Below are 18,774 nucleotides of genomic sequence, written 5' to 3' on the forward strand. Positions count from 1 at the left end.
GTACCCTCACCATCCCGGCCCTGCCGGAAACGCGGCACCGCTGCGCGGGGCGCCGTCACATCTTCTGGTTCCGCAGCCGGCGGCGCCACTTCCCGTCCGGGTCCCCGGCGTCCGAGTCGTCCGGCCCCGCAGTCGTTGCGGTCTGCTCGACTCCCCCGGTCTCCCCGGCGTCCCCGCGGTTCCGGCGCGGATCGACCTCCTCCGGGGTCTCCCGCCCCTTCGGCAGCAGGAAGAAGATGACCAGGGCGGCGAGGAAGACGACCGCCGAGACGATCGTGTTGACGCGCAGGCCGAAGATCATCGTCGCGTCGTCGGAACGCATGAGCTCGATCCAGAACCGGCCGGCGGTGTAGCCGGCGACGTAGAGGGCGAAGACCCGTCCGTGGCCGAGGCGGAAACGCTTCTCGGCCCACAGCAGGAGGACGAAGACGGCCACGTTCCACAGCAGCTCGTAGAGGAAGGTCGGGTGGACGGAGGTGATGATCTCCCCGGTGGAGCGTCCGGTCAGCGGCGCGAAATCGCCGTTCTCGTCGACCCGGTAGAAGATGTCGAGCGCCCACGGCACATCGGTGGGACGGCCGTAGATCTCCTGGTTGAACCAGTTGCCCAGCCGGCCGATGGCCTGGGCGAGGATGATGCCCGGGGCGATCGCGTCGGCGAAGGGCCCGAGCGGGACCTTCTTGTAGCGCAGCAGCAGCCACACGGCCACGCCGCCGAGGGCGACCGCACCCCAGATGCCCAGGCCGCCGTTGGTGATCTTCACCGCGTCGACGGGGTTGCAGCCCTCGCAGAAGTACTTGTCGTAGTCCGTGATGACGTGGTAAATCCGGCCGCCGATGATGCCGGCGGGGATGGCCACGATCGCGGCGTCCCAGACCACGTCGCCGTCACCGCCGCGGGCGGTGTAGCGCCGGTGGGTCAGCCACAGGGCGACGATCATGCCGGCGATGATGCACAACGCGTAGGCGCGGATCGGGATCGGCCCGAGGTACCAGACGCCCTGCGGCGGGGACGGGATGTTCGCGAGGATGGTGGTCTGCACCCCCTCAGTGTGCCCGATCCCCCACCGCTCCGCGAAGCGGGGCCCTACCTCGAGGGGCAGGCCGGGTGCTGCCCGGCAGCGGCCAGGGTGCGGGTGCAGGCCGCGGGATCCTCGGAGGTCAGGATGCCCTCGCCGACCACGACGGCGTCGGCGCCGGCGGCCGAGTAGGCGAACAGTTCCCGGGGACTGTGCACCCCGCCGAGGGCGATCCGCAGGGTCTCCGGGGGCAGACCGGGCACGACATCGGAGAACGTGGAACGGTCGAGCACCTGGCCACCGATGGTCCAGGCGTTGACGCCGACGACCGTGGCGCCGGCGGCCAGCGCCCGGTCGGCGTCCTCTGGGCTGCGCACCTCCGCCAGGGCGGTCATGCCCAGCGACTCGATGCGGTCGAGCAGGGATTCCAGGCGGGCCTGGCCGAGCAGTTCGACCTGCAGCGGAACCATGTCGGCGCCGAAGCAGCGGGCCTCGTGGATCTGGTACGGGTCAATGATGACGTCGCGGCACAGCATGGGCAGCTCGACGGCCGCGCGGGCGACCTGCATGTCCTCGAGCGAACCGCGGAAGCGGTGCGGCTCCGTCTGGCAGGCGATCAGGTGCGCGCCCGATTCCTCGAACTGCCGGGCCAGCCTGGCGATGGCCTCGAAACTGTCGACGCCGGCGATGGGCCCCTTGCCGGGCACCTCGCGCTTGATCTCGGCGATCACACCGCACCCGGGTCGCAGCAGGGCGCCCGCGGCGTCGCGCGCCGGTTCCGTGTCACGGGACCGCGCCTTGATCTCCTTGAAGGGCACGACGGCCTCCCTGCGCGACACGTCCTCCAGGACCGTGTCGACTATTCCGTCCAATGCCATGGGTGTAACCATGCGCACCTCCCCTCTCCGGCAGGTCAACCGCTCGATCGCCCCGCCTACGCAGCGGCGGGGCTGTTGCGGTTCAGCTTAGCCAGTGACGTTGCTCACGGAAAAATCGCCCCCGTCACCTCCACCCCCTAACCCCGGGAGGAACCGGAGCCGGAGGTGCCCGTGTCACCGGCGTCACGGGTGTCCCCGGTGCTCCCGGTGTCCGTGGGGTCGATGTCCGCGTCGAGCGCGTCCCACATCACCCGGCCGGAATCCGGGGTGGACTCCAGATCCTGGACGATCCTCGCCTCCCGGTCCCGCTTACGCTCGTACTTGTTGCGTCTGGCGCTGTCGGTGCCCGGCCGGATGACCAGCAGCACTCCGCCGAACAGGGCGAGAGCGCAGCCGAGCAGGGCGATCACCGCGCCGGTCGCATCCGTGTGCAGGCCGGTGACCTCCGCCCATTCGGTGATGCTCACGGGGGCGTTGGCCCGCTGGCTGGCCGCGCCGCTGGTCAGCAGCCGGCGGGCACGTTCGGGGTCGGCCCCGCCCTCGCCCGTCAGCAGATTCAGCGGGGTCCAGCTGGCCCCGATGGCGGCCAGCGCCGCGATCGCGCCGACGAGGCGGCGGCCCAGGCGGCGCAGGGCGAAACCGGCCACGCAGGCCGCCGCCAGCAGGAGCGCGACCGCGGTGGTCTCGGTGGACCAGGTCGCCCCCGGGATGGGCAGGGTCGCGGGACCGGACTTCTCGTCGAAGACCTCGACGGTGACCCAGGTGAAGCGCGAGCCGATCCAGAGGACGGCGGCCCCCAGTCCGAGTGCCAGGGCGGCGAGCCGGGGGAGGCGCCGCCCGGCGGCGTTCGACTCGGCGGATGCGGGTGCGGGTGGGGTGGCCTTCTGGTCAGCCACGTGGGACCTCCTAGAGCAGTTGGTCGGCGTCGAAGCAGGTGCGGTCGCCGGTGTGGCAGGCGCCACCGACCTGCCGGACGGTGATCAGGAGCGTGTCGCCGTCGCAGTCGAGGCGCACGCCCGTGACCTCCTGGGTGTTTCCGGAGGTCAAACCCTTGATCCAGTACTCCCCGCGGGAGCGCGAGAAGTAGGTGCCGCGCCGGGTGGCCAGGGTGTGGGCCAGGGCGTGGTCATCCAGCCAGGCCATCATGAGCACCTCGCCGGTGCCGTCGGCCTGCACGATGGCGGGCACCAGCCCGGCGTCATTGGGCTTCAGGCGGGCGGCGATCCCCGGATCCAGCTCGTAGTCGGCCGGGTCGTCGGAGGCCGGGGACGGGGTGCTCATCGACGCACCTCGTGGCCGGCGGTGGCCAGGACGGCCTTGGCCTCGGGGATGGTGACCTCGCCGAAGTGGAAGATGGTGGCGGCCAGCACGGCGTCGGCACCCGCCTCGACGGCCGGTGGGAAGTGCTGGGCCTCACCGGCGCCCCCGGAGGCGATGACGGGCACCGTGACAGCGGCGCGCACCAGCTCGAGCAGCTCGAGATCGAAGCCGTCCTTGGTGCCGTCGCCGTCCATGGAGTTCAGCAGGATCTCACCGACGCCGAGCTCCTCGCCCTGCTTCGCCCACTCGACGGCGTCGATACCGGCCGAGCGGGTGCCGCCGTGGGTGGTGACCTCGAAGCCCGAGGGCTGCGGGGTACCGCCCTCTGGGACGCGGCGGGCGTCGACGGAGAGCACGATGCACTGGGAGCCGAAGCGGTGGGACAGTTCGCGCAGCAGTTCGGGCCGGGCGATGGCGGAGGTGTTGACGGAGACCTTGTCGGCGCCGGCGCGCAGCAGCTGGTCGACGTCCTCCTCGCTGCGCACTCCCCCGCCGACGGTCAGCGGGATGAACACCTGCTCCGCGGTGCGGCGGACGACCTCGAGCATGGTGCCCCGGCCCTGCTTCGAGGCGGAGACGTCGAGGAAGCACAGCTCGTCGGCGCCGTCGGCGTCGTAGTGGGCGGCGAGCTCGACGGGATCACCTGCGTCGCGCAGGTTCTCGAAGTTCACGCCCTTGACCACGCGACCGTTGTCGACGTCCAGGCAGGGGATGACGCGGATGGCCACGGCCATGGGTGCGCCCCTTTCACAAGTTCAGGAGTTCAGGATCCTGTTCATCGTACTCATGATCTCCTCGTGCGCCGCCCTCGTCCCCGCTATGACCCCGGTCGCCCCGGGGGTCCAGGCCTTGCCCTCGATGTCGGTGACCACCCCGCCGGCGGCGCGCACCAGCATCACGCCGGCGGCGTTGTCCCACACGTACGGGGAGAAGCTCACCGCCCCGCCGAAGATGCCCTGGGCGGCGAAGGCCAGGTCCACGCCGACGGAGCCGGTGATGCGCGGCCGCAGGAAGGTCTCGGCCAGATCCGACAGCAGTCCCTGCCGGACGATGGAGGAGATCGGGGAATCCAGCGGCGAGGCCACCGAGGAGAAGCCGACCTGGGCGATGAGCGGGGAGGATTCGGTCAGCGGGCTGGCGGCCCGGCCGTTGACCAGCAGTGGGGATCCCTCGAAGGCGGTCAGGCGGCGGTGCAGCATCGGCATCGAGGTGACCGCCGCGACGGGCTGGTTGTCGACGAGCAGGGAGACCAGGATCGCGCACATCGGGTTGCCGGCGGCGTAGTTGGAGGTGCCGTCGACGGGGTCGACGACCCACACCGCGCGGTGGTCCAGGGTGCCGCCGGACTCCTCCCCGTAGACCGGCAGGCCGGTCATCCGGGTGAGCGTGCGCCGCAGGTGGTCCTCGATGGCCAGATCCACGTCGGTGGTGAAGTCGCCGGGCTGCTTGAGCTGGGAGGGGTCGGCCCCGACCCCGGCGAGGAACATCCGCTCGGCGTCGTCGACGATCGCCTCCGCGATGGCGAGCAGCTCCCTGGCATCCGACATGGTCGTCCCCCGCGCTTTCCTACCGGTCGCCCGCGGGCCGGCCGGCGGTCACCGGGTCGCCGACGGCCGCGAGCGCCTCACGCAGGGTGAAGCGCTTCTCGTAGAGCGCCTTGCCGATGATCGCGGAGTCGATGCCCTCGTCGAGGTAGCGTGACAGTTCGACGACGTCGTCCAGGGTGGAGATGCCGCCGGAGGCGACGACGTGCGCGTCGGTGGCGGCGGAGACCTCGCGCAGCAGCTCGATGTTCGGCCCGGCCAGGGTGCCGTCCTTGGACACGTCGGTGACCACGAAGCGGCCGCAGCCGGCGGCGTCGAGACGCTCGAGAACCTCCCACAGGTCTCCGCCGTCGGAGACCCAGCCGTTGCCGCGGGTGCGCCACTCACCGTCGATCCGGCGCACGGCGATGTCGACGGCGACCCTGTCGCCGTAGCGGGCGAGCACATCGGCGATCCACTCCGGCTTCTCCAGCGCGGCGGTGCCGATGTTGACGCGGGTGGCGCCGGTGGCCAGGGCGCGCTCGAGGGAGGCGTCGTCGCGGATGCCGCCGGTCAGCTCGACGTTGATGTCGAGCCTGCCGGTGATCTCGGCCATCAGCTCGTGGTTGGAGCCGCGGTTGAAGGCGGCGTCGAGGTCGACGAAGTGCAGCCAGGTCGCGCCCTGCTCCTGCCAGTTCAGCGCCGCCTCGAGCGGGGATCCGTAGGACTTTTCGGTGCCGGCCTCGCCCTGGTCCAGTCGGACGGCCTGACCGTCGACGACATCCACGGCGGGAAGAAGAGTGAAGCTCATGGTGGGAATCCTAGTCTGCTGAGGGCGGGAGGGGGCGGAGGTTCACGAGGGACTCACGCGACGGTCACAGGGTGTCCAACCAGTTCTCCAGGAGCTGGGCACCGGCGTCGCCGGACTTCTCGGGGTGGAACTGGGTGGCCCACAGCGGGCCGTTCTCCACGGCCGCGACGAAGCGGTCCCCGCCGTGCTCGGCCCAGGAGACGGTGGGCGCGGTGGTCAGCCCGTCGGTCTCGAGCACCCAGTCGCGCACACCGTAGGTGTGGACGAAGTAGAAGCGCTCGTCGTCGGGCAGGCCGGCGAACAACTGCGACTCGGCGCCACGTTCGACGGTGTTCCACCCCATGTGGGGCAGGATCCGCGAGTGCAGGCGCTCGACGATGCCGGGCCACTCACCGCAGCCGGTGGATTCGACGCCGTGCTCGCTGCCGTGCTCGAAGAGGATCTGCATGCCCACGCAGATGCCGAGGACCGGGCGGCCGCCGGCCAGCCGCTCCCCGATCATGCGGGGGCCGTGGACCCGTTCCAGTCCCTCCATGCAGGCGGCGAAGGCGCCGACGCCGGGCACCAGCAGGCCGTCGGCGGCGAGCACCTCCTTCGGATCGGAGGTGATGGTGACGTCGGCTCCGACGCGTTCGACGGCGCGGTAGGCCGAACGCAGGTTTCCGGATCCGTAATCGAGCAGGGCGACGGTTTTTGCCATGCCAGAAAGTCTAGGGCACGACGCAAATCACCCCCGTCACCGGCAGTGCACAAGATGCCGCCGCCCTGCTCTGCCGAGATGAGGTTCAGTCGACGGTGCCCGCGCCCGCGCCCGGGTTCCGCAGCCAGGCGCCGACCGCCCAGCCCGTGATCACGGCCAGTGCGACCGCCACCAGCCATTCGGCGGCGGTCGGCCAGTCGGCGAACAGGTCGAGCAGTCCCCGGGTGCCGAACACCACGACGAACACGGCCCCCACCGTCACCAGTCCGGTGTGCCGGCGCAGCCGCGCCTTCGTGTTCTCCTCCACCCGGGTCTCCCCTCGTTCCCGTCCACCGGTTGTTCCGCGTCGATTCTAACCGCGGGTTCCCGGTCGGGCAGCCTGCACGGGTGGCGCAGGCCTACGGGCGCCGGCCGGAATCGTTCTGGCCCGGCTCGACGGTCCCCGGCTCCACCGCGCCCGGCTCGTTCCAGCCCGGGTTCTCCGTGTCGCGGGTGATCAGCTCCTCGAACCCGACCGGTTCGGAGCCGACGGCCTTACGGCCCCGGCGCAGTGAGAACCGCCCGGCGACGGGCACCTGGCGCAGGCGGGCGCGGATATTGCCGTGCTCGGCGATGCGGTGGCGGCCGATCACGGCGTCGGCGACGGTGACGGCGATGCCGAGCACCACCACCAGCGCCCCGGTGCCGAAGGCCCCGGAGTAGGCCAGCTGGGCGGCCACCGCGCCGAAGATGAAGGAACCCAGACCGGTGCCGGCGTCAAAGGCCATGTTCCACACCGCGGAGGCCTCGGAGACCTTCGAACGCGGCAGGCGGTAGAACATCGACAGCAGCGCCTCGTTCTGCACCGCGCCGAAACCGCCGCCGAACATGATGCCGGCGGCCACCAGCAGCCAGACGGACCAGCCGTTGGCCACCACGAGCGCCATGAGCGCCATGCCGGCGAAGCCGACCACCTGCGCCGGAATCATTGTCGTCCCGGGCAGACCACGGCGGTCGGCGACCATGCCGGCCAGGTAGCGGAAGACCATGGACGAGCCGCCGGTGATGGACAGCATCAGGCCGCCGATGACCGCGCCGGTGACGGGGTCGATCTCCCGTACGGCGGCCGGCAGGAAGGACGAGACCGCGCCGAAGCTCATGGACAGGGACGTCACGGCCAGCGCTGGGACGAGCACGAGTTTCCAGGTGGAGACCTCGGGCTGTCCGCGCTCCTCCGGGTGGCGGTAGGCCGAGGGGTCGGCCTTGGGGGCGGCCTTGAGCCGCGGGATGGCCAGGCACATGACGGCGGCGACCAGGGCGACAACCGCGGCGATGACGAAGACGATGTCGAAGCCGGCCCGTTCCGCGATGGCCAGGCCCAGCGGCAGGCACAGCATCTGCGACAGGCCGATGAACACCCCCAGCATGCCGGTGGCCTTGCCCAGCAGGCGGACGGGGACGAGTTCGGCGATCAGCGCGGACTCGGCGACGGTCAGGGCACCGAAGCCGACGCCGCGCAGTGCGGAGAACAGCAGGACGATCCAGGCGTCCATGCCGAGGATGTGGCCGAGGGCCGGCACGCCGAGCATGAAGGCGGCGAAGACCATGACCGGGTTGTAGCCGAAGGTGCGCAGCATCTTCGGGGTGAGGATCTGGGTGAGCACCGTCGCCGCCATGAACACGCCGGTGGAGGCGCCGGCGAGGGTCTCGGACTGGCCGGCCTCGATGACGGCCAGCGGGATGACGGGCAGCAGCAGTGACCACGCGCCGAATGCAGCGGCCACCGCGATGAGTGTGGGGACGAAACCGGGGGCCTTCCACATGCTGTCGAGCTGCTCGATCTCCGCCCGGGAAAGCCCTGTCGTCGTCACTTAAGTCATCGCTCCAATCATCCACAGGACCGCGGCAGCGAACGCGACCGCGGCGATCAGGGCCAGCACGACAGTCAGGATTCTGCTGCCGTTCTGGTACGCCGACCAGGTGCCGCCGACCAGCAGTCCGGCGACGAGGAAGAGCAGGTAGATCAACCAGTTGTCACCGGACCCACCATCCTGATCCTGGGCAATCCTAACAAGTTCCGGCACGGTCTACAGCGCCCCCTTCGTGGACGGCACTCCGGTGACGCGGGCGTCGATCTCCACGGCCTCGCGCAGCGCACGGGCCACGGCCTTGTACTCGGCCTCGGTGATGTGGTGCGGATCGCGGCCGTGGTGGCAGATCACGTGCAGGGTGATGCGCGAGTTCAGCGCCAGGGTCTCGAAGAAGTGCTCGTTGATCACGGTGGCGTAGTGCCCGCCGATGACGGAGGTGAGCAGGTGGTCGGGTTCGCCCTTCATGACGAAGTAGGGCCGGCCCGAGATATCGACGACCGCCTCGACGAGGGTCTCGTCCATCGGCAGCTGGCGGGAGCCGAAGCGGCGGATGCCGGCCTTGTCGCCGACGGCGTCGAGCAGCGCCCGGCCCAGCACGATGGCGGTGTCCTCGACGGTGTGGTGGGCGTCGATCTCGGTGTCGCCCTTGGCGTGGACGGTCAGGTCGAAGCTGCCGTGCACGCCGAAGGCGGTGAGCATGTGGTCGAAGAACGGCAGACCGGTGTCGATGTCGACTTTTCCGGTGCCGTCGAGGTTGATCTCGACCGTGATGTCGGACTCGGAGGTGGTGCGCGTGGCGCGGCCGATCCGGGCTGCGGGGGTCTCAGCCATGGGTTTCTCCTTACAGGTTCAGTGCCTTGACCGCCTCGGCGGCGGCGAGGAAGGCGTCGTTCTCGTCCGGCAGGCCGACGGTGGTGCGCAGGTGACCGGCCACACCGACGTCGCGGATGAGCACGTCGCGCTCGAGGAAGGCCCGCCAGGCGGCGGACTGGTCGGTGAAGTCGCCGAAGAACACGAAGTTGGATTCACTCGGCACGACCTGGTAACCGAGCTCGTCGAGGCGGGCGACGACGCGCCCGCGCTCGGTGGCGAGCTTCTCGACGGTCGCGAGCGTGTCGGCGCTGTGACGCAGCGCGACGATCGCGGCGGCCTGGGAGAGCACCGACAGGTGGTACGGCAGGCGCACCAGCATGACGGCCTCGACGAAGGCGGGGGCCGCGACGAAGTAGCCCAGGCGTCCGCCGGCGAAGTCGAAGGCCTTGGACATCGTCCGGGAGACGACCAGCTTGGTCGGGTACTCGGCCAGCAGGGTCACCGCGGACGGCGAGGGCGAGAACTCTGCGTAGGCCTCGTCGACGACGACGATGCCCGGCGCGGCGTCGAGCAGGGTGCGGATCGACTCCAGCGGGGTGACGTCACCGGTGGGGTTGTTCGGGGTGGTGACGAAGATGACGTCGGGACGGTCGGCGGCGATGGCGGCCAGGGCGGCGTCGATGTCGATGCGGAAGTCGGCCCCGCGCGGGCAGTTGAGGAACTCGGTCTGCGTGCCCGAGGACAGGATGGGGTGCATGGAGTAGCTGGGCTGGAAGCCGAGTGCGCTGCGCCCCGGACCGCCGAAGGCCTGCAGCAGCTGCTGGAGGACCTCGTTGGAGCCGTTGGCCGCCCAGAGGTTGTCACGGGTGACGGTCACGCCGGTCTGCTGCGTGATGTAGGCGGCCAGCGCCTCGCGCAGCTCCACGGCGTCGCGCTCGGGATACCGGTTGAGCTCCGGGGCCAGCGTGGCGACCTCCGCGACAAGGTCGTCGATGAGCGCCTGCGACGGGGCGTAGGGGTTTTCGTTGGTGTTCAGCCGCACGGGCACGTCCAGCTGCGGGGCGCCGTAGGCGGTCTTGCCGCGCAGTTCCCCGCGCAGGGGCAGCTGGTCGAGGGTGGTGTCGGCGGCGACGGTGTTCTCTGCGAAGTCGGGCATCAGTTCTCGTCCTGGGTCGGGAGGGTCTCGAAGCGGGCGCGGATGGACTCGCCGTGGGCGGGCAGGTCCTCGGCGTCGGCCAGGGCGATGACGTGCCCGCCGATCTCCTGCAGGGCGGGCTTGTCGTACTCGATGAGATTGACGGGCCGCAGGAAGGTGTGGGTGGACAGTCCGGCGGAGAACCGCGCCGTGCCGGAGGTCGGCAGGACGTGGTTGGAGCCGGCGGCGTAGTCGCCCAGCGGCACCGGCGAGTACGGGCCGACGAAGATGGCGCCGGCGTTGCGGATGCGCCCGGCGACCTCACGCGCGTCGGCGGTGTGGATCTCCAGGTGCTCGGCGGCGTAGGCGTCCGTCACGGCGATGCCGGTCTCCAGGTCGTCGACGAGCACGATGCCGGACTGTCTACCGGACAGGGCGCCGGCGACGCGGTCGGCGTTGCGGGTGACGGTGTAGCGGGCGTCGATCTCGGCGTCGACGCGGGTCGCCAGCTCCTCGGAGTCGGTGATGAGCACACTGGCGGCCAGGTCGTCGTGCTCGGCCTGGCTGATCAGGTCGTAGGCGAGGTAGACGGGGTCGGCGGTGGAATCGGCGAGGATGGCGATCTCGGAGGGGCCGGCCTCGGCGTCGATGCCGACGGTGCCCTGCACCAGGCGCTTGGCGGCGGTGACGAAGATGTTGCCCGGGCCGGTGATCATGTCGACCGGCTCCAGATCCGCCTCGTCGTCGCCGTAGGCCAGCAGCGCGACGGCCTGGGAGCCGCCGACGGCCCACACCTCGTCGACGCCCAGCAGCCCGCAGGCGGCCAGGATCGTCGGGTGCGGCCAGCCGTCGTGGTCGGCCTGTGGCGGGGAGGCCACGACCAGCGAGGATGCGCCGGCCGCCTGGGCGGGCACCACGTTCATGATCACCGAGGAGGGGTAGACCGCCTTGCCGCCGGGCACGTACAGGCCGACGCGCTGGACCGGCAGGAAGACCTCGGTGACGGTGGCGCCGGGGCCGAGCTCCGTGGTGTGGGTGTCGGGCTTCTGCCCGGCGTGGACCTTGCGTACCCGGGTGATGGCCTCCTCGAGCGCGGTGCGCACCGTCGGGTCGAGGGCCTCCACCGCGCGGTCGATGACCTCGGCGGGCACCTTCATGGATCCGGGACGCACGTGATCGAAGCGCTCGCCGTACTCCAGTGCCGCCGTCACACCACGATGCCGGATGTCGCCGACGATCGGCGCCACGGTGGGCAGCACGGAGTTGACGTCGGTGCCGCCCCTGGGCAGGGTGCGGCGCAGCTCGCTGGTGGACGGGGTTCGACCGCGCAGGTCGATGACGGTGAGCATCGGGTGAGATCCCCTCGTTCGGTGTGACTGGGACGCCGGGGTGCCAGGTCAGGGGCGGCTGGCCGCCTGCGGGCACCACGTGAAATCCATTGTAGGACGCTGCCCCACCCGTTCCGGCACCCGTGTCCGGGGCGGGCTCTACACTGGGGGTCTACAGTCCCCCGTCAGGCGGGGCGAGGGTGGCGCCCGTGCGGTGGCCGCCCGCAATCAGGATCGGAGAGTGAGCAGGTGAGCAGGCGATCATCAGGCGAGTCCGGTGAGCAGTACAACCGGCCGGTCCCGGTGACCCTGACGAGGGTGTACGTGGCGGCCGAGAGCTACGGCTTCCACAGTTACATCGGAGCCGACCGGCTCGTGTTCCCGTGGCGGGACCATCTGGTCACGGTCTACGTGGACGACCGCAACCCGCAGGCGCTGGTCTTCGACACGGATCTGCGGATCATGCTCGAGATGGGCGACATCGGTGAACTGGCGCCGCTGGTCAACACGTGGAACCGGGAGCGGCTGGGGCCCACCCTGTCGCTGCGGGTCGGCGATGCCGGGGAGATCACCGTCCACGCGCGTTCCAGCATCCTCATCGGCACCGGCGTCAGCGACGAGCAGCTGGCCGAGAGCGTCCGTGGTGCGATGGAGACCTCGCTGCTGGCGGTCACCCACCTGGCGGTGACCTTCCCGGAGCTGGCACTGCCGGATTCCGACGACCCCGCCGACGACCTGGAGCTCCACCGCAACGAGCAGGACAGCGCCGCCATCGACGGTCCCCTCCCACGGGAGCGGCACCACCGGGCCTTCGACGACGACGCGACGGTCGAGGAGCTGCTGGCCGCCCTGCCCGGTGAGGACTGGGACGACACGGACAATCCGGACAGCGCTGAGGGCGGATCGCCGCCCGGTTCCTCCTGGCGGCAGGAGGAGAACCCCGATCAACCGGGGCTGTTCCCGCCCCCGGAGGAGACTCCCCCGCTGTTCCATCTCGACGACGTCGACGCCTCCCGGTTCGCCGGCCGCGCCCGCCGCCGGGCTCACGGCATCGAGGAATTCGACCTGTTCGGCGAGCCCGTCAGTCCCCGTGAGGGCGAGGACGACGCCGGGGAGGACGCGGACACCGGCCGCTACGACGAGGTCTACCTCGACGGGGAGCCGGACACCGACTACGTCTTCTTCCCCGAGCCCGATGAGGAGCACCTCCCGATGATGAACAGGCACCACGACGGCTCTGACCATTCCAACCCGCAGCTGCCCGGGCCGGTGACCATCGACCGCATCCGCGGCATGCTGATGGAGCTGGGCGTCGAGAAGACCCAGGGCGGCGACGAGGTGATCGTCGCGTGGATCAATGAGGTGCTCTTCGGGTTCTTCGTCGACAACGGCCCCAGCTACCTGGTCAAGGGGCACTGGGACCCGAACCTGGATCCGGAGACGGATTTCCTCCGGATGTTCCTGCTGTGCAACGACTGGAACGAGGCGTCGATCAGCACGAAGGCGTTCTGCCACGAGGACGCCGACGGCCTGCAGGTGCGCGTGGAGTTCACCACCCCCGTCGGCGAGGGACTCAACGACGCCCAGCTGGAGCACAATACGGCGGTGGCCATCAACCAGGTCCTCCACGCCATCGACTCGATCAGCACGGACGCCACCGGCGAGTCCGCCGTCCACTGGCCCTGACCGCGGTGCGGGGGCTCAGTCGAAGTCGAGCCCCAGGTCCAGGGCGGGCGCGGAGTGCGTCAGCGAGCCGACGGCCAGGAAATCCACCCCGCAACGCGCATAGTCGGCGGCCACGTCGAGGGTGAGTCCCCCGGATGCCTCGAGGAGGACCTCGGGGGCGACCTTGTTGCGGCGCTGGACGGCGGTCTGGACGGCCCAGGGCTCGAAGTTGTCGAGCATGATCTCGTCCGGCTTCTCCGGCAGGAGCGCCTCGAACTGCTCGAGGGTGTCGACCTCGACCTCGCACCACTTGTCCGGGAAGGCCTCGCGGACCGCGCGGAAGGCCGCCACGACCCCGCCGGCGGCGATGACGTGGTTGTCCTTGATCAGCGCCCGGTCGCCGAGCCCGAGGCGGTGGTTGACTCCCCCACCTACGCGCACCGCGTACTTCTGGAGCATCCGCAGACCCGGGAGCGTCTTGCGGGAGTCCCGGATCCGCACGCCGGTCCCCTCGACGGCGTCGACCCAGGCGGCGGTGGCCGTCGCGATGCCGGACAGATGGGTCACCAGGTTGAGCAGGGTGCGCTCGGCGGTGAGCAGGTCACGGGTCTCCGCGTCGATGCGGGCCACCACCTCCCCGGCCCCGATGCGCGTGCCGTCGGCGGCGACCTCCTCGACGCTGAAGCCGGCGGTGGCGACCTGCGCGAGCACCCGCTCCACGATGAAGACACCGGCGACGGTGCCGGGCCGGCGGGAGACGATCCGGGCGGTGGAGCGGTGTCCGGACGGCACGGTCGCCTGGGTGGTCACGTCGGGGCCGTAGGCGAGATCCTCCTGGAGCGCGGCGGCGACCAGACGGTTGACGTCCTCCCGGTCGACCTCCGCGGTCGGGAAGGAACGGCGGTGCTGTGCATCAGACGTCATGGCCACTACCCTACCGAGACCGGATCCGGCTCCTCTTCAGGGGTGACGAGCGCCGCGCACCAGTACGTCAGGGCCGCCATGAACGGTGCGGCGGCCATGCCGATGCCGGGCGAGAAGCCGGGCACCAGGCTCACGCGGGTCCCCACCGCCACGGTCTCCGGGTCCGGGAGAGGGTGCACCATCCCGGCGGTGATCATCCCGGCCTGGTGGAAGGCCAGGGAGGACAGGACCGTCACCACGAGCAGCCACAGCATCATGCCCGGCCCGCGGGTGCGCGGTGAGAGGCTGAACACCGTCAACGCCACGGCCGAAGAGAGTAGCCCGGTGGTGACCACGAAGCTGATGAAGGAGGTGAACTCGACGTCGAAGGCCCGGTCGAGCAGGACTCCGCCGTCCTCGGCGACGGTGCCGCGGTAGGCGGGACGCAGCAGCCCCCACACCGCCCCGCCGACGGTGAACAGGACGAGACAGACAGCGAGCAGCCCCGCTCCGGCGCCGAGTGTGCGGGGCACACGGGCGGCGCGGGGACGCGGGGCTGCTGTGGCTGTGACCGTGGGGGCGGCGGGGACCTCGGGCGTGACCGGGTGCTCCCGGCCCCCCGTGGTGGACTGTCCGGACTCGCTCATGGAAGGACAGGCTACCCCAGGCAACCGCCCGGGGATTAGTTGCAGAACTTCCAGGTGCCGCCCTCACGCTGGAAGCGCTGGGTCGCGGTCTCGGTCTCGCCGCCGGAGGAGGCGGTGACCGTGGCGGAGGCGGTGTCGCCGTCGACCCGGACGTCCGTCACGGAGTCGATGCGCGGCTGGGCGTTGACGTAGGTCGGCAGCTGGTTCAGCGGCATATCCGGGATGCCGGTGAAGTCGTAGTAGGCCTCGCGGTCGCCCTGGGCGTCGAGCACGGCGCTGCAGGTGTTGTCCGGCAGGTAGCGCAGGAAGTTGTGGACGGTGGTGGTCTCGTACATGCCCCGGAGCAGGCCCTCGATCGCGGCGCGGTCGGCCTCGTTGGCCGGGCCGCCGCTCTCGACGGGGGCGAGCTGGGCGTAGTTCAGCTGGCTGGGGGAGAAGGCCTCATCCAGTGCCGCGGCCGGATCGGCGTCCGGCGTCACCGTCTCACCCTGCGGGTCCGCGGCGGCGCCCTGGGGCGCAGGGTCAACCTCCCGTCCCCGCTCGGAGTTCTCGTCGGGATCCTCCTCGGGGGCCTCCTCCGTGGAGGTCTCCTCCGTGGTGGCCTCCTCGGTGGTGGTCTCCTCGGTGGTGGTGGCGCTCGTTTCGGCGGTGGTCGTGGTGGCGGTGTCCTCGGCGGGTTCCTCCGCCTCGGAGCCGCAGGCGACCAACGTCAGGGGAGCCGCGAGAACGAGCGCGACGAAGGTTTTCTTGGCGGTAGCGGAAAGCGACACTGACTGTCTCCTGGGTCTGATCTGCGCGGGAACAAAAAAGGGGGCGCACGGATCCGGAACGCACGCGTGGCCCGAACTTTATCAACCGTCCATCCTCCCTGTCTTATCTGCGGCTGTGAATATTCTGGGAATTGTTGCAGGGGGAAGTGCCTTCCCCGACCCACCCCCCGGTAGGCTCGACCCCGTGCAGTTGTCCCGGGATTCGATCATCGCCGCGGCCCTGGAGATTCTCGACTCCTTTGGCCTGGCAGACATGACCATGCGCCGGGTGGCCTCCCAGCTGGGGGTCGCCCCGGGCGCACTCTACTGGCACGTCGCCAACAAGCAGGAACTCATCGCCGCGATCGCCGAGCGGATCATCACCCCCACCCTCCCCCCTGATCCGGGTCTGGACACCCCGGCGGGCCTCTGCACCCGGCTCCGGGAGGCGCTGCTGTCCCGCCGGGACGGCGCCGAGCTCGTGGGCGCGGCCCTATCACAGCCGGACTCGGCGACACGCGCGGACGTCGAGAAGCAGCTCGCGCTCACCCTGACCCCCTACCGCCTGGACGCCGACGACGAACGCGTCGGGGCGGCGACCCTGCTGCACCTGGTGCTCGGATCCACGACCCTGGAGCAGGCCCGGAGGCAGCTCGCCGAGGCCACCGCGGCGGGGGACGGACAGCCCCCGGAAACGACATCGACCACGGAGACGGCGGACGCGGATTTCCGGCGCGGCATCGAGCTGTGCCTGGCAGGACTGGCGGGCGTCGGCGAAGCCCGGTAAAGCCCGCCGCAACCAAGTATGATTTGGCCCCATGACAACCCCGTCCCCGCACAGCTATCAGGTCTGGCCCGGTGAGGCTTATCCCCTCGGCTCCACCTACGACGGCGCCGGCACCAATTTCGCAATCTTCTCCGACGTCGCGGAGAAGGTGGAACTGTGCCTGATCGACCGGGAGGACAACGAGGTCCGCATCAACCTCGAGGAGGTCGACGCGCACGTCTGGCACTGCTACCTCCCCGGCGTGCAGCCCGGTCAGCGCTACGGATACCGCGTCCACGGCCCCTACGATCCCCCGAACGGCAAGCGCTGTGATCCGAACAAGCTGCTGGTGGACCCCTACGCCCGCGCCTTCGACGGCGAGTTCGACGGGGATCCCTCCCTGTTCAGCTACGACATCTTCGATGACGAGCCGGGTGGCGGACGCAACACCGACGACAGCCTCGGCCACACGATGAAGTCCGTGGTCATCAACCCCTTCTTCGACTGGGGCTCGGACCACGCCCCGCGAATCCCCTACCACGAGACCGTCATCTACGAAACGCACGTCAAGGGCATGACGGCCACCCATCCGGACGTGCCGTCGAACCTGCGCGGCACCTACGCCGGCCTGGCGCACCCGGCGGTGATCTCCTACCTCCAGGACCTGGGCGTGACCACCGTCGAACTCATGCCGGTCCACCAGTTCCTGCAGGACGACCGCCTGCGCGACCTGGGGCTGCGCAACTACTGGGGCTACAACACCTTCGGCTTCTTCGCCCCCCAGCAGGACTACGCGGCCGCCCGCCGGCCGGGTGGCGCGGTCTCGGAGTTCAAGGGCATGGTGCGTGCCTACCACGAGGCCGGCATGGAGGTCATCCTCGACGTGGTCTACAACCACACCGCCGAGGGCAACCACCTGGGGCCGACGATCGCCTTCCGCGGCATCGACAACGAGTCCTACTACCGTCTCGTGGACGACGATCCGTACCACTACATGGACTACACCGGCACCGGCAACTCCCTGAACGTGCGGGACCCGCACTCGCTGCAGCTGATCATGGACTCGCTGCGCTACTGGGTCACGGAGATGCACGTCGACGGCTTCCGTTTCGACCTGGCCTCCACCCTGGCCCGCGAGTTCAACGACGTCGACCGGCTGGCCACCTTCTTCGACCTGGTCCAGCAGGATCCGGTGGTCTCCCAGGTCAAGCTGATCGCCGAGCCGTGGGACGTCGGCGAGGACGGCTACCAGGTGGGCAACTTCCCGCCACTGTGGACCGAATGGAACGGAAAATACCGCGACACCGTGCGTGACTTCTGGCGCGGTGAGCCCGCCACCCTCGGCGAGTTCGCCTCCCGGCTGACCGGCTCCTCGGACCTCTACGCGAACAACGGCCGCCGCCCCACCGCCTCGATCAACTTCATCACGGCCCACGACGGCTTCACCCTCAATGACCTGGTCAGCTACAACGAGAAGCACAACGAGGCCAACGGTGAGGACAACAACGACGGTGAGAGCCACAACCGCTCGTGGAACCACGGCGAGGAGGGTCCGACCGACAACACGGACATCATCTCGCTGCGGGCCCAGCAGCGCCGCAACTTCCTGACCACCCTCCTGCTCAGCCAGGGCACGCCGATGATCTCGCACGGTGACGAGATCGCGCGCACCCAGAACGGCAACAACAACGTCTACTGCCAGGACAACGAGCTGGCGTGGATGGACTGGGATCTGCTGCAGGAGAACTCGGCCCTGCACGCCTTCACCAGGCGGCTGATCAACATCCGCTCCCGCCACCCCGTCTTCCGCCGCCGCCGCTTCCTCGCCGGCGGTCCGCTGGGTTCCGACGTCCGTGACCGTGACATCGCCTGGCTGGTGCCCTCGGGCAAGCTGATGACCCAGGACGACTGGGACTTCGCCTTCGGCAAGGCGCTGATGGTCTACCTCAACGGCACCGCGATCGTGGAGCCGGACAAGCGCGGCCAGAAGATCGAGGATGACTCGTTCATCCTCATGTTCAACGCGCACTACGAGGAGATCGAGTTCTCCCTGCCCCCGAAGAGCTTCGGTGTGCGCTGGCAGTTGATCATCGACACCACCGAGGACATCGGCTTCCCGCTGGAGGCCTCCATCATCGAGGCCAAGGGCACGATCACCGTGCCCGCGCGTTCGACGATGGTGCTCAAGCAGATCGAGCCGCCGTCCTACGAGGAGCTGGACGCGGAGATCGCCGCCGCGCAGGGCGACGTCGAGAAGGAGACCGTCAGCTACGACGAGGTCTCCCCGCAGGCGGCCGCCGCCGACACCGAGGATCCCGACACCACTGAAAAGGAGTTGACCGTGTCCACTGACAACCCCACTGACAAGGAATTCCCCGTGTCCACCAACGCCCCCGCCGAGGGGCAGGACCCGCGCGTCGAGAATCCCGGCACGGGGGACGGGGAATTCCCCGTGTCCCCTGACGCCCCCGCTGAAGGTGCGGACGATCCGGCCGTCGTCGAGGACGATCCGGACGAGACGGAGGAGGCGGAGTTGCCGGTGTCCTCCGACACCCCCGCAGAAGGCGAGGAGCCTGCCGCCGACGACGCCGACGACGAGGGCGGGGAGTTGCCCGCGTCCACCGACGCCCCCGCCGAGGGCGAGGACGACGACAGGTAGTCACCGACA

At 70.0% G+C, this 18,774-nt stretch carries 20 protein-coding genes; 3 read left to right on the forward strand and 17 right to left on the reverse strand.

The features are described 5' to 3' along the window. Window positions 1–55 precede the first annotated feature (55 nt). From lgt to hisD, 14 genes are all read right to left on the reverse strand, one after another. A complete protein-coding gene (lgt, locus tag A605_RS09270; protein ID WP_015401249.1) occupies window positions 56–1,042 on the reverse strand; it encodes a prolipoprotein diacylglyceryl transferase in 987 nt (328 codons plus the stop codon). A 44-nt stretch (window positions 1,043–1,086) separates the two neighbouring features. Next, window positions 1,087–1,908, reverse strand: coding sequence for an indole-3-glycerol phosphate synthase TrpC (locus A605_RS09275; RefSeq protein ID WP_027004096.1), 822 nt, complete (start codon window positions 1,906–1,908; stop codon window positions 1,087–1,089). 125 nt (window positions 1,909–2,033) lie between these two features. Next, window positions 2,034–2,708, reverse strand: coding sequence for a TIGR02234 family membrane protein (locus tag A605_RS09280; protein WP_034990240.1), 675 nt, complete (start codon window positions 2,706–2,708; stop codon window positions 2,034–2,036). Window positions 2,709–2,802: 94 nt separating this feature from the next. Further along, window positions 2,803–3,177 carry a phosphoribosyl-AMP cyclohydrolase gene (gene hisI / locus A605_RS09285; protein WP_015401252.1) on the reverse strand — a complete coding sequence of 125 codons (375 nt, stop codon included), beginning with the start codon at window positions 3,175–3,177 and terminating at the stop codon, window positions 2,803–2,805. After that, the gene (gene hisF / locus A605_RS09290) at window positions 3,174–3,950 is read right to left on the reverse strand and encodes an imidazole glycerol phosphate synthase subunit HisF (RefSeq protein ID WP_015401253.1); all 777 of its coding nucleotides are present in this window, start codon (window positions 3,948–3,950) and stop codon (window positions 3,174–3,176) included. The genes hisI and hisF overlap by 4 nt, the downstream gene beginning before the upstream one ends. A 21-nt stretch (window positions 3,951–3,971) precedes the next feature. Continuing rightward, the gene (locus A605_RS09295) at window positions 3,972–4,763 is read right to left on the reverse strand and encodes an inositol monophosphatase family protein (protein WP_015401254.1); all 792 of its coding nucleotides are present in this window, start codon (window positions 4,761–4,763) and stop codon (window positions 3,972–3,974) included. 19 nt (window positions 4,764–4,782) lie between these two features. Beyond that, on the reverse strand, window positions 4,783–5,550 hold the full coding sequence (priA, locus tag A605_RS09300) for a bifunctional 1-(5-phosphoribosyl)-5-((5-phosphoribosylamino)methylideneamino)imidazole-4-carboxamide isomerase/phosphoribosylanthranilate isomerase PriA (protein ID WP_015401255.1): 768 nt from the start codon (window positions 5,548–5,550) through the stop codon (window positions 4,783–4,785). Window positions 5,551–5,614: 64 nt separating this feature from the next. Then, on the reverse strand, window positions 5,615–6,250 hold the full coding sequence (gene hisH, locus A605_RS09305) for an imidazole glycerol phosphate synthase subunit HisH (protein ID WP_015401256.1): 636 nt from the start codon (window positions 6,248–6,250) through the stop codon (window positions 5,615–5,617). Window positions 6,251–6,335: 85 nt separating this feature from the next. Next, window positions 6,336–6,557, reverse strand: a complete 222-nt coding sequence (locus A605_RS09310) for a hypothetical protein (RefSeq protein WP_015401257.1) — start codon at window positions 6,555–6,557, stop codon at window positions 6,336–6,338. 91 nt (window positions 6,558–6,648) lie between these two features. Then, complete coding sequence (locus A605_RS09315; protein ID WP_015401258.1) at window positions 6,649–8,100, reverse strand: MFS transporter; 1,452 nt, start codon at window positions 8,098–8,100, stop codon at window positions 6,649–6,651. Continuing rightward, window positions 8,101–8,313 (reverse strand): hypothetical protein, encoded by a 213-nt coding sequence (locus A605_RS15585; RefSeq protein ID WP_149029408.1) that lies wholly within the window; start codon window positions 8,311–8,313, stop codon window positions 8,101–8,103. 3 nt (window positions 8,314–8,316) lie between these two features. Further along, a complete protein-coding gene (gene hisB, locus A605_RS09325; RefSeq protein ID WP_015401260.1) occupies window positions 8,317–8,931 on the reverse strand; it encodes an imidazoleglycerol-phosphate dehydratase HisB in 615 nt (204 codons plus the stop codon). Between the two features lie 10 nt (window positions 8,932–8,941). Continuing rightward, the gene (locus A605_RS09330; RefSeq protein ID WP_015401261.1) at window positions 8,942–10,069 is read right to left on the reverse strand and encodes a histidinol-phosphate transaminase; all 1,128 of its coding nucleotides are present in this window, start codon (window positions 10,067–10,069) and stop codon (window positions 8,942–8,944) included. Then, the gene (gene hisD / locus A605_RS09335) at window positions 10,069–11,397 is read right to left on the reverse strand and encodes a histidinol dehydrogenase (RefSeq protein WP_015401262.1); all 1,329 of its coding nucleotides are present in this window, start codon (window positions 11,395–11,397) and stop codon (window positions 10,069–10,071) included. The genes A605_RS09330 and hisD overlap by 1 nt, the downstream gene beginning before the upstream one ends. A gap of 228 nt (window positions 11,398–11,625) precedes the next feature. Between hisD and A605_RS14810 the strand changes: the two genes are divergently transcribed. Further along, window positions 11,626–13,062: a YbjN domain-containing protein gene (locus A605_RS14810; protein ID WP_081602114.1), complete on the forward strand. Its 1,437-nt coding sequence runs from the start codon at window positions 11,626–11,628 to the stop codon at window positions 13,060–13,062. A 15-nt stretch (window positions 13,063–13,077) separates the two neighbouring features. Here the strand turns inward: A605_RS14810 and nadC are convergent, their stop codons facing one another. Genes nadC through A605_RS09355 form a run of 3 tightly spaced genes read right to left on the reverse strand, consistent with a single transcriptional unit; the run spans window position 13,078 to window position 15,361 of the window. Beyond that, window positions 13,078–13,965 carry a carboxylating nicotinate-nucleotide diphosphorylase gene (gene nadC, locus A605_RS09345; protein WP_015401264.1) on the reverse strand — a complete coding sequence of 296 codons (888 nt, stop codon included), beginning with the start codon at window positions 13,963–13,965 and terminating at the stop codon, window positions 13,078–13,080. Between the two features lie 5 nt (window positions 13,966–13,970). Then, complete coding sequence (locus A605_RS09350; protein ID WP_015401265.1) at window positions 13,971–14,591, reverse strand: hypothetical protein; 621 nt, start codon at window positions 14,589–14,591, stop codon at window positions 13,971–13,973. A 35-nt stretch (window positions 14,592–14,626) separates the two neighbouring features. Beyond that, the gene (locus tag A605_RS09355) at window positions 14,627–15,361 is read right to left on the reverse strand and encodes an Rv0361 family membrane protein (protein WP_015401266.1); all 735 of its coding nucleotides are present in this window, start codon (window positions 15,359–15,361) and stop codon (window positions 14,627–14,629) included. 184 nt (window positions 15,362–15,545) lie between these two features. Here A605_RS09355 and A605_RS09360 point away from each other — a divergent pair, with 184 nt between their 5' ends. Further along, window positions 15,546–16,127 (forward strand): TetR family transcriptional regulator, encoded by a 582-nt coding sequence (locus tag A605_RS09360; protein WP_015401267.1) that lies wholly within the window; start codon window positions 15,546–15,548, stop codon window positions 16,125–16,127. A 31-nt stretch (window positions 16,128–16,158) separates the two neighbouring features. Beyond that, window positions 16,159–18,765 carry a glycogen debranching protein GlgX gene (glgX, locus tag A605_RS09365; protein WP_015401268.1) on the forward strand — a complete coding sequence of 869 codons (2,607 nt, stop codon included), beginning with the start codon at window positions 16,159–16,161 and terminating at the stop codon, window positions 18,763–18,765. Window positions 18,766–18,774: the final 9 nt, after the last annotated feature.

Source organism: Corynebacterium halotolerans YIM 70093 = DSM 44683, from assembly GCF_000341345.1.
In the GTDB taxonomy this organism is placed as follows: Bacteria; Actinomycetota; Actinomycetes; order Mycobacteriales; family Mycobacteriaceae; genus Corynebacterium; species Corynebacterium halotolerans.

What these genes read in the sequence shown, in the direction of transcription:
- priA (WP_015401255.1), bottom strand. Translation starts at nt 5,550, where the DNA reads ATGAGCTTCACTCTTCTTCCCGCCGTGGATGTCGTCGACGGTCAGGCC.
- A605_RS09295 (WP_015401254.1), bottom strand. Translation starts at nt 4,763, where the DNA reads ATGTCGGATGCCAGGGAGCTGCTCGCCATCGCGGAGGCGATCGTCGAC.
- A605_RS09350 (WP_015401265.1), bottom strand. Translation starts at nt 14,591, where the DNA reads ATGAGCGAGTCCGGACAGTCCACCACGGGGGGCCGGGAGCACCCGGTC.
- hisD (WP_015401262.1), bottom strand. Translation starts at nt 11,397, where the DNA reads ATGCTCACCGTCATCGACCTGCGCGGTCGAACCCCGTCCACCAGCGAG.
- hisF (WP_015401253.1), bottom strand. Translation starts at nt 3,950, where the DNA reads ATGGCCGTGGCCATCCGCGTCATCCCCTGCCTGGACGTCGACAACGGT.
- nadC (WP_015401264.1), bottom strand. Translation starts at nt 13,965, where the DNA reads ATGACGTCTGATGCACAGCACCGCCGTTCCTTCCCGACCGCGGAGGTC.
- A605_RS09275 (WP_027004096.1), bottom strand. Translation starts at nt 1,908, where the DNA reads ATGGTTACACCCATGGCATTGGACGGAATAGTCGACACGGTCCTGGAG.
- hisH (WP_015401256.1), bottom strand. Translation starts at nt 6,250, where the DNA reads ATGGCAAAAACCGTCGCCCTGCTCGATTACGGATCCGGAAACCTGCGT.
- glgX (WP_015401268.1), top strand. Translation starts at nt 16,159, where the DNA reads ATGACAACCCCGTCCCCGCACAGCTATCAGGTCTGGCCCGGTGAGGCT.
- hisB (WP_015401260.1), bottom strand. Translation starts at nt 8,931, where the DNA reads ATGGCTGAGACCCCCGCAGCCCGGATCGGCCGCGCCACGCGCACCACC.
- hisI (WP_015401252.1), bottom strand. Translation starts at nt 3,177, where the DNA reads ATGAGCACCCCGTCCCCGGCCTCCGACGACCCGGCCGACTACGAGCTG.
- A605_RS09330 (WP_015401261.1), bottom strand. Translation starts at nt 10,069, where the DNA reads ATGCCCGACTTCGCAGAGAACACCGTCGCCGCCGACACCACCCTCGAC.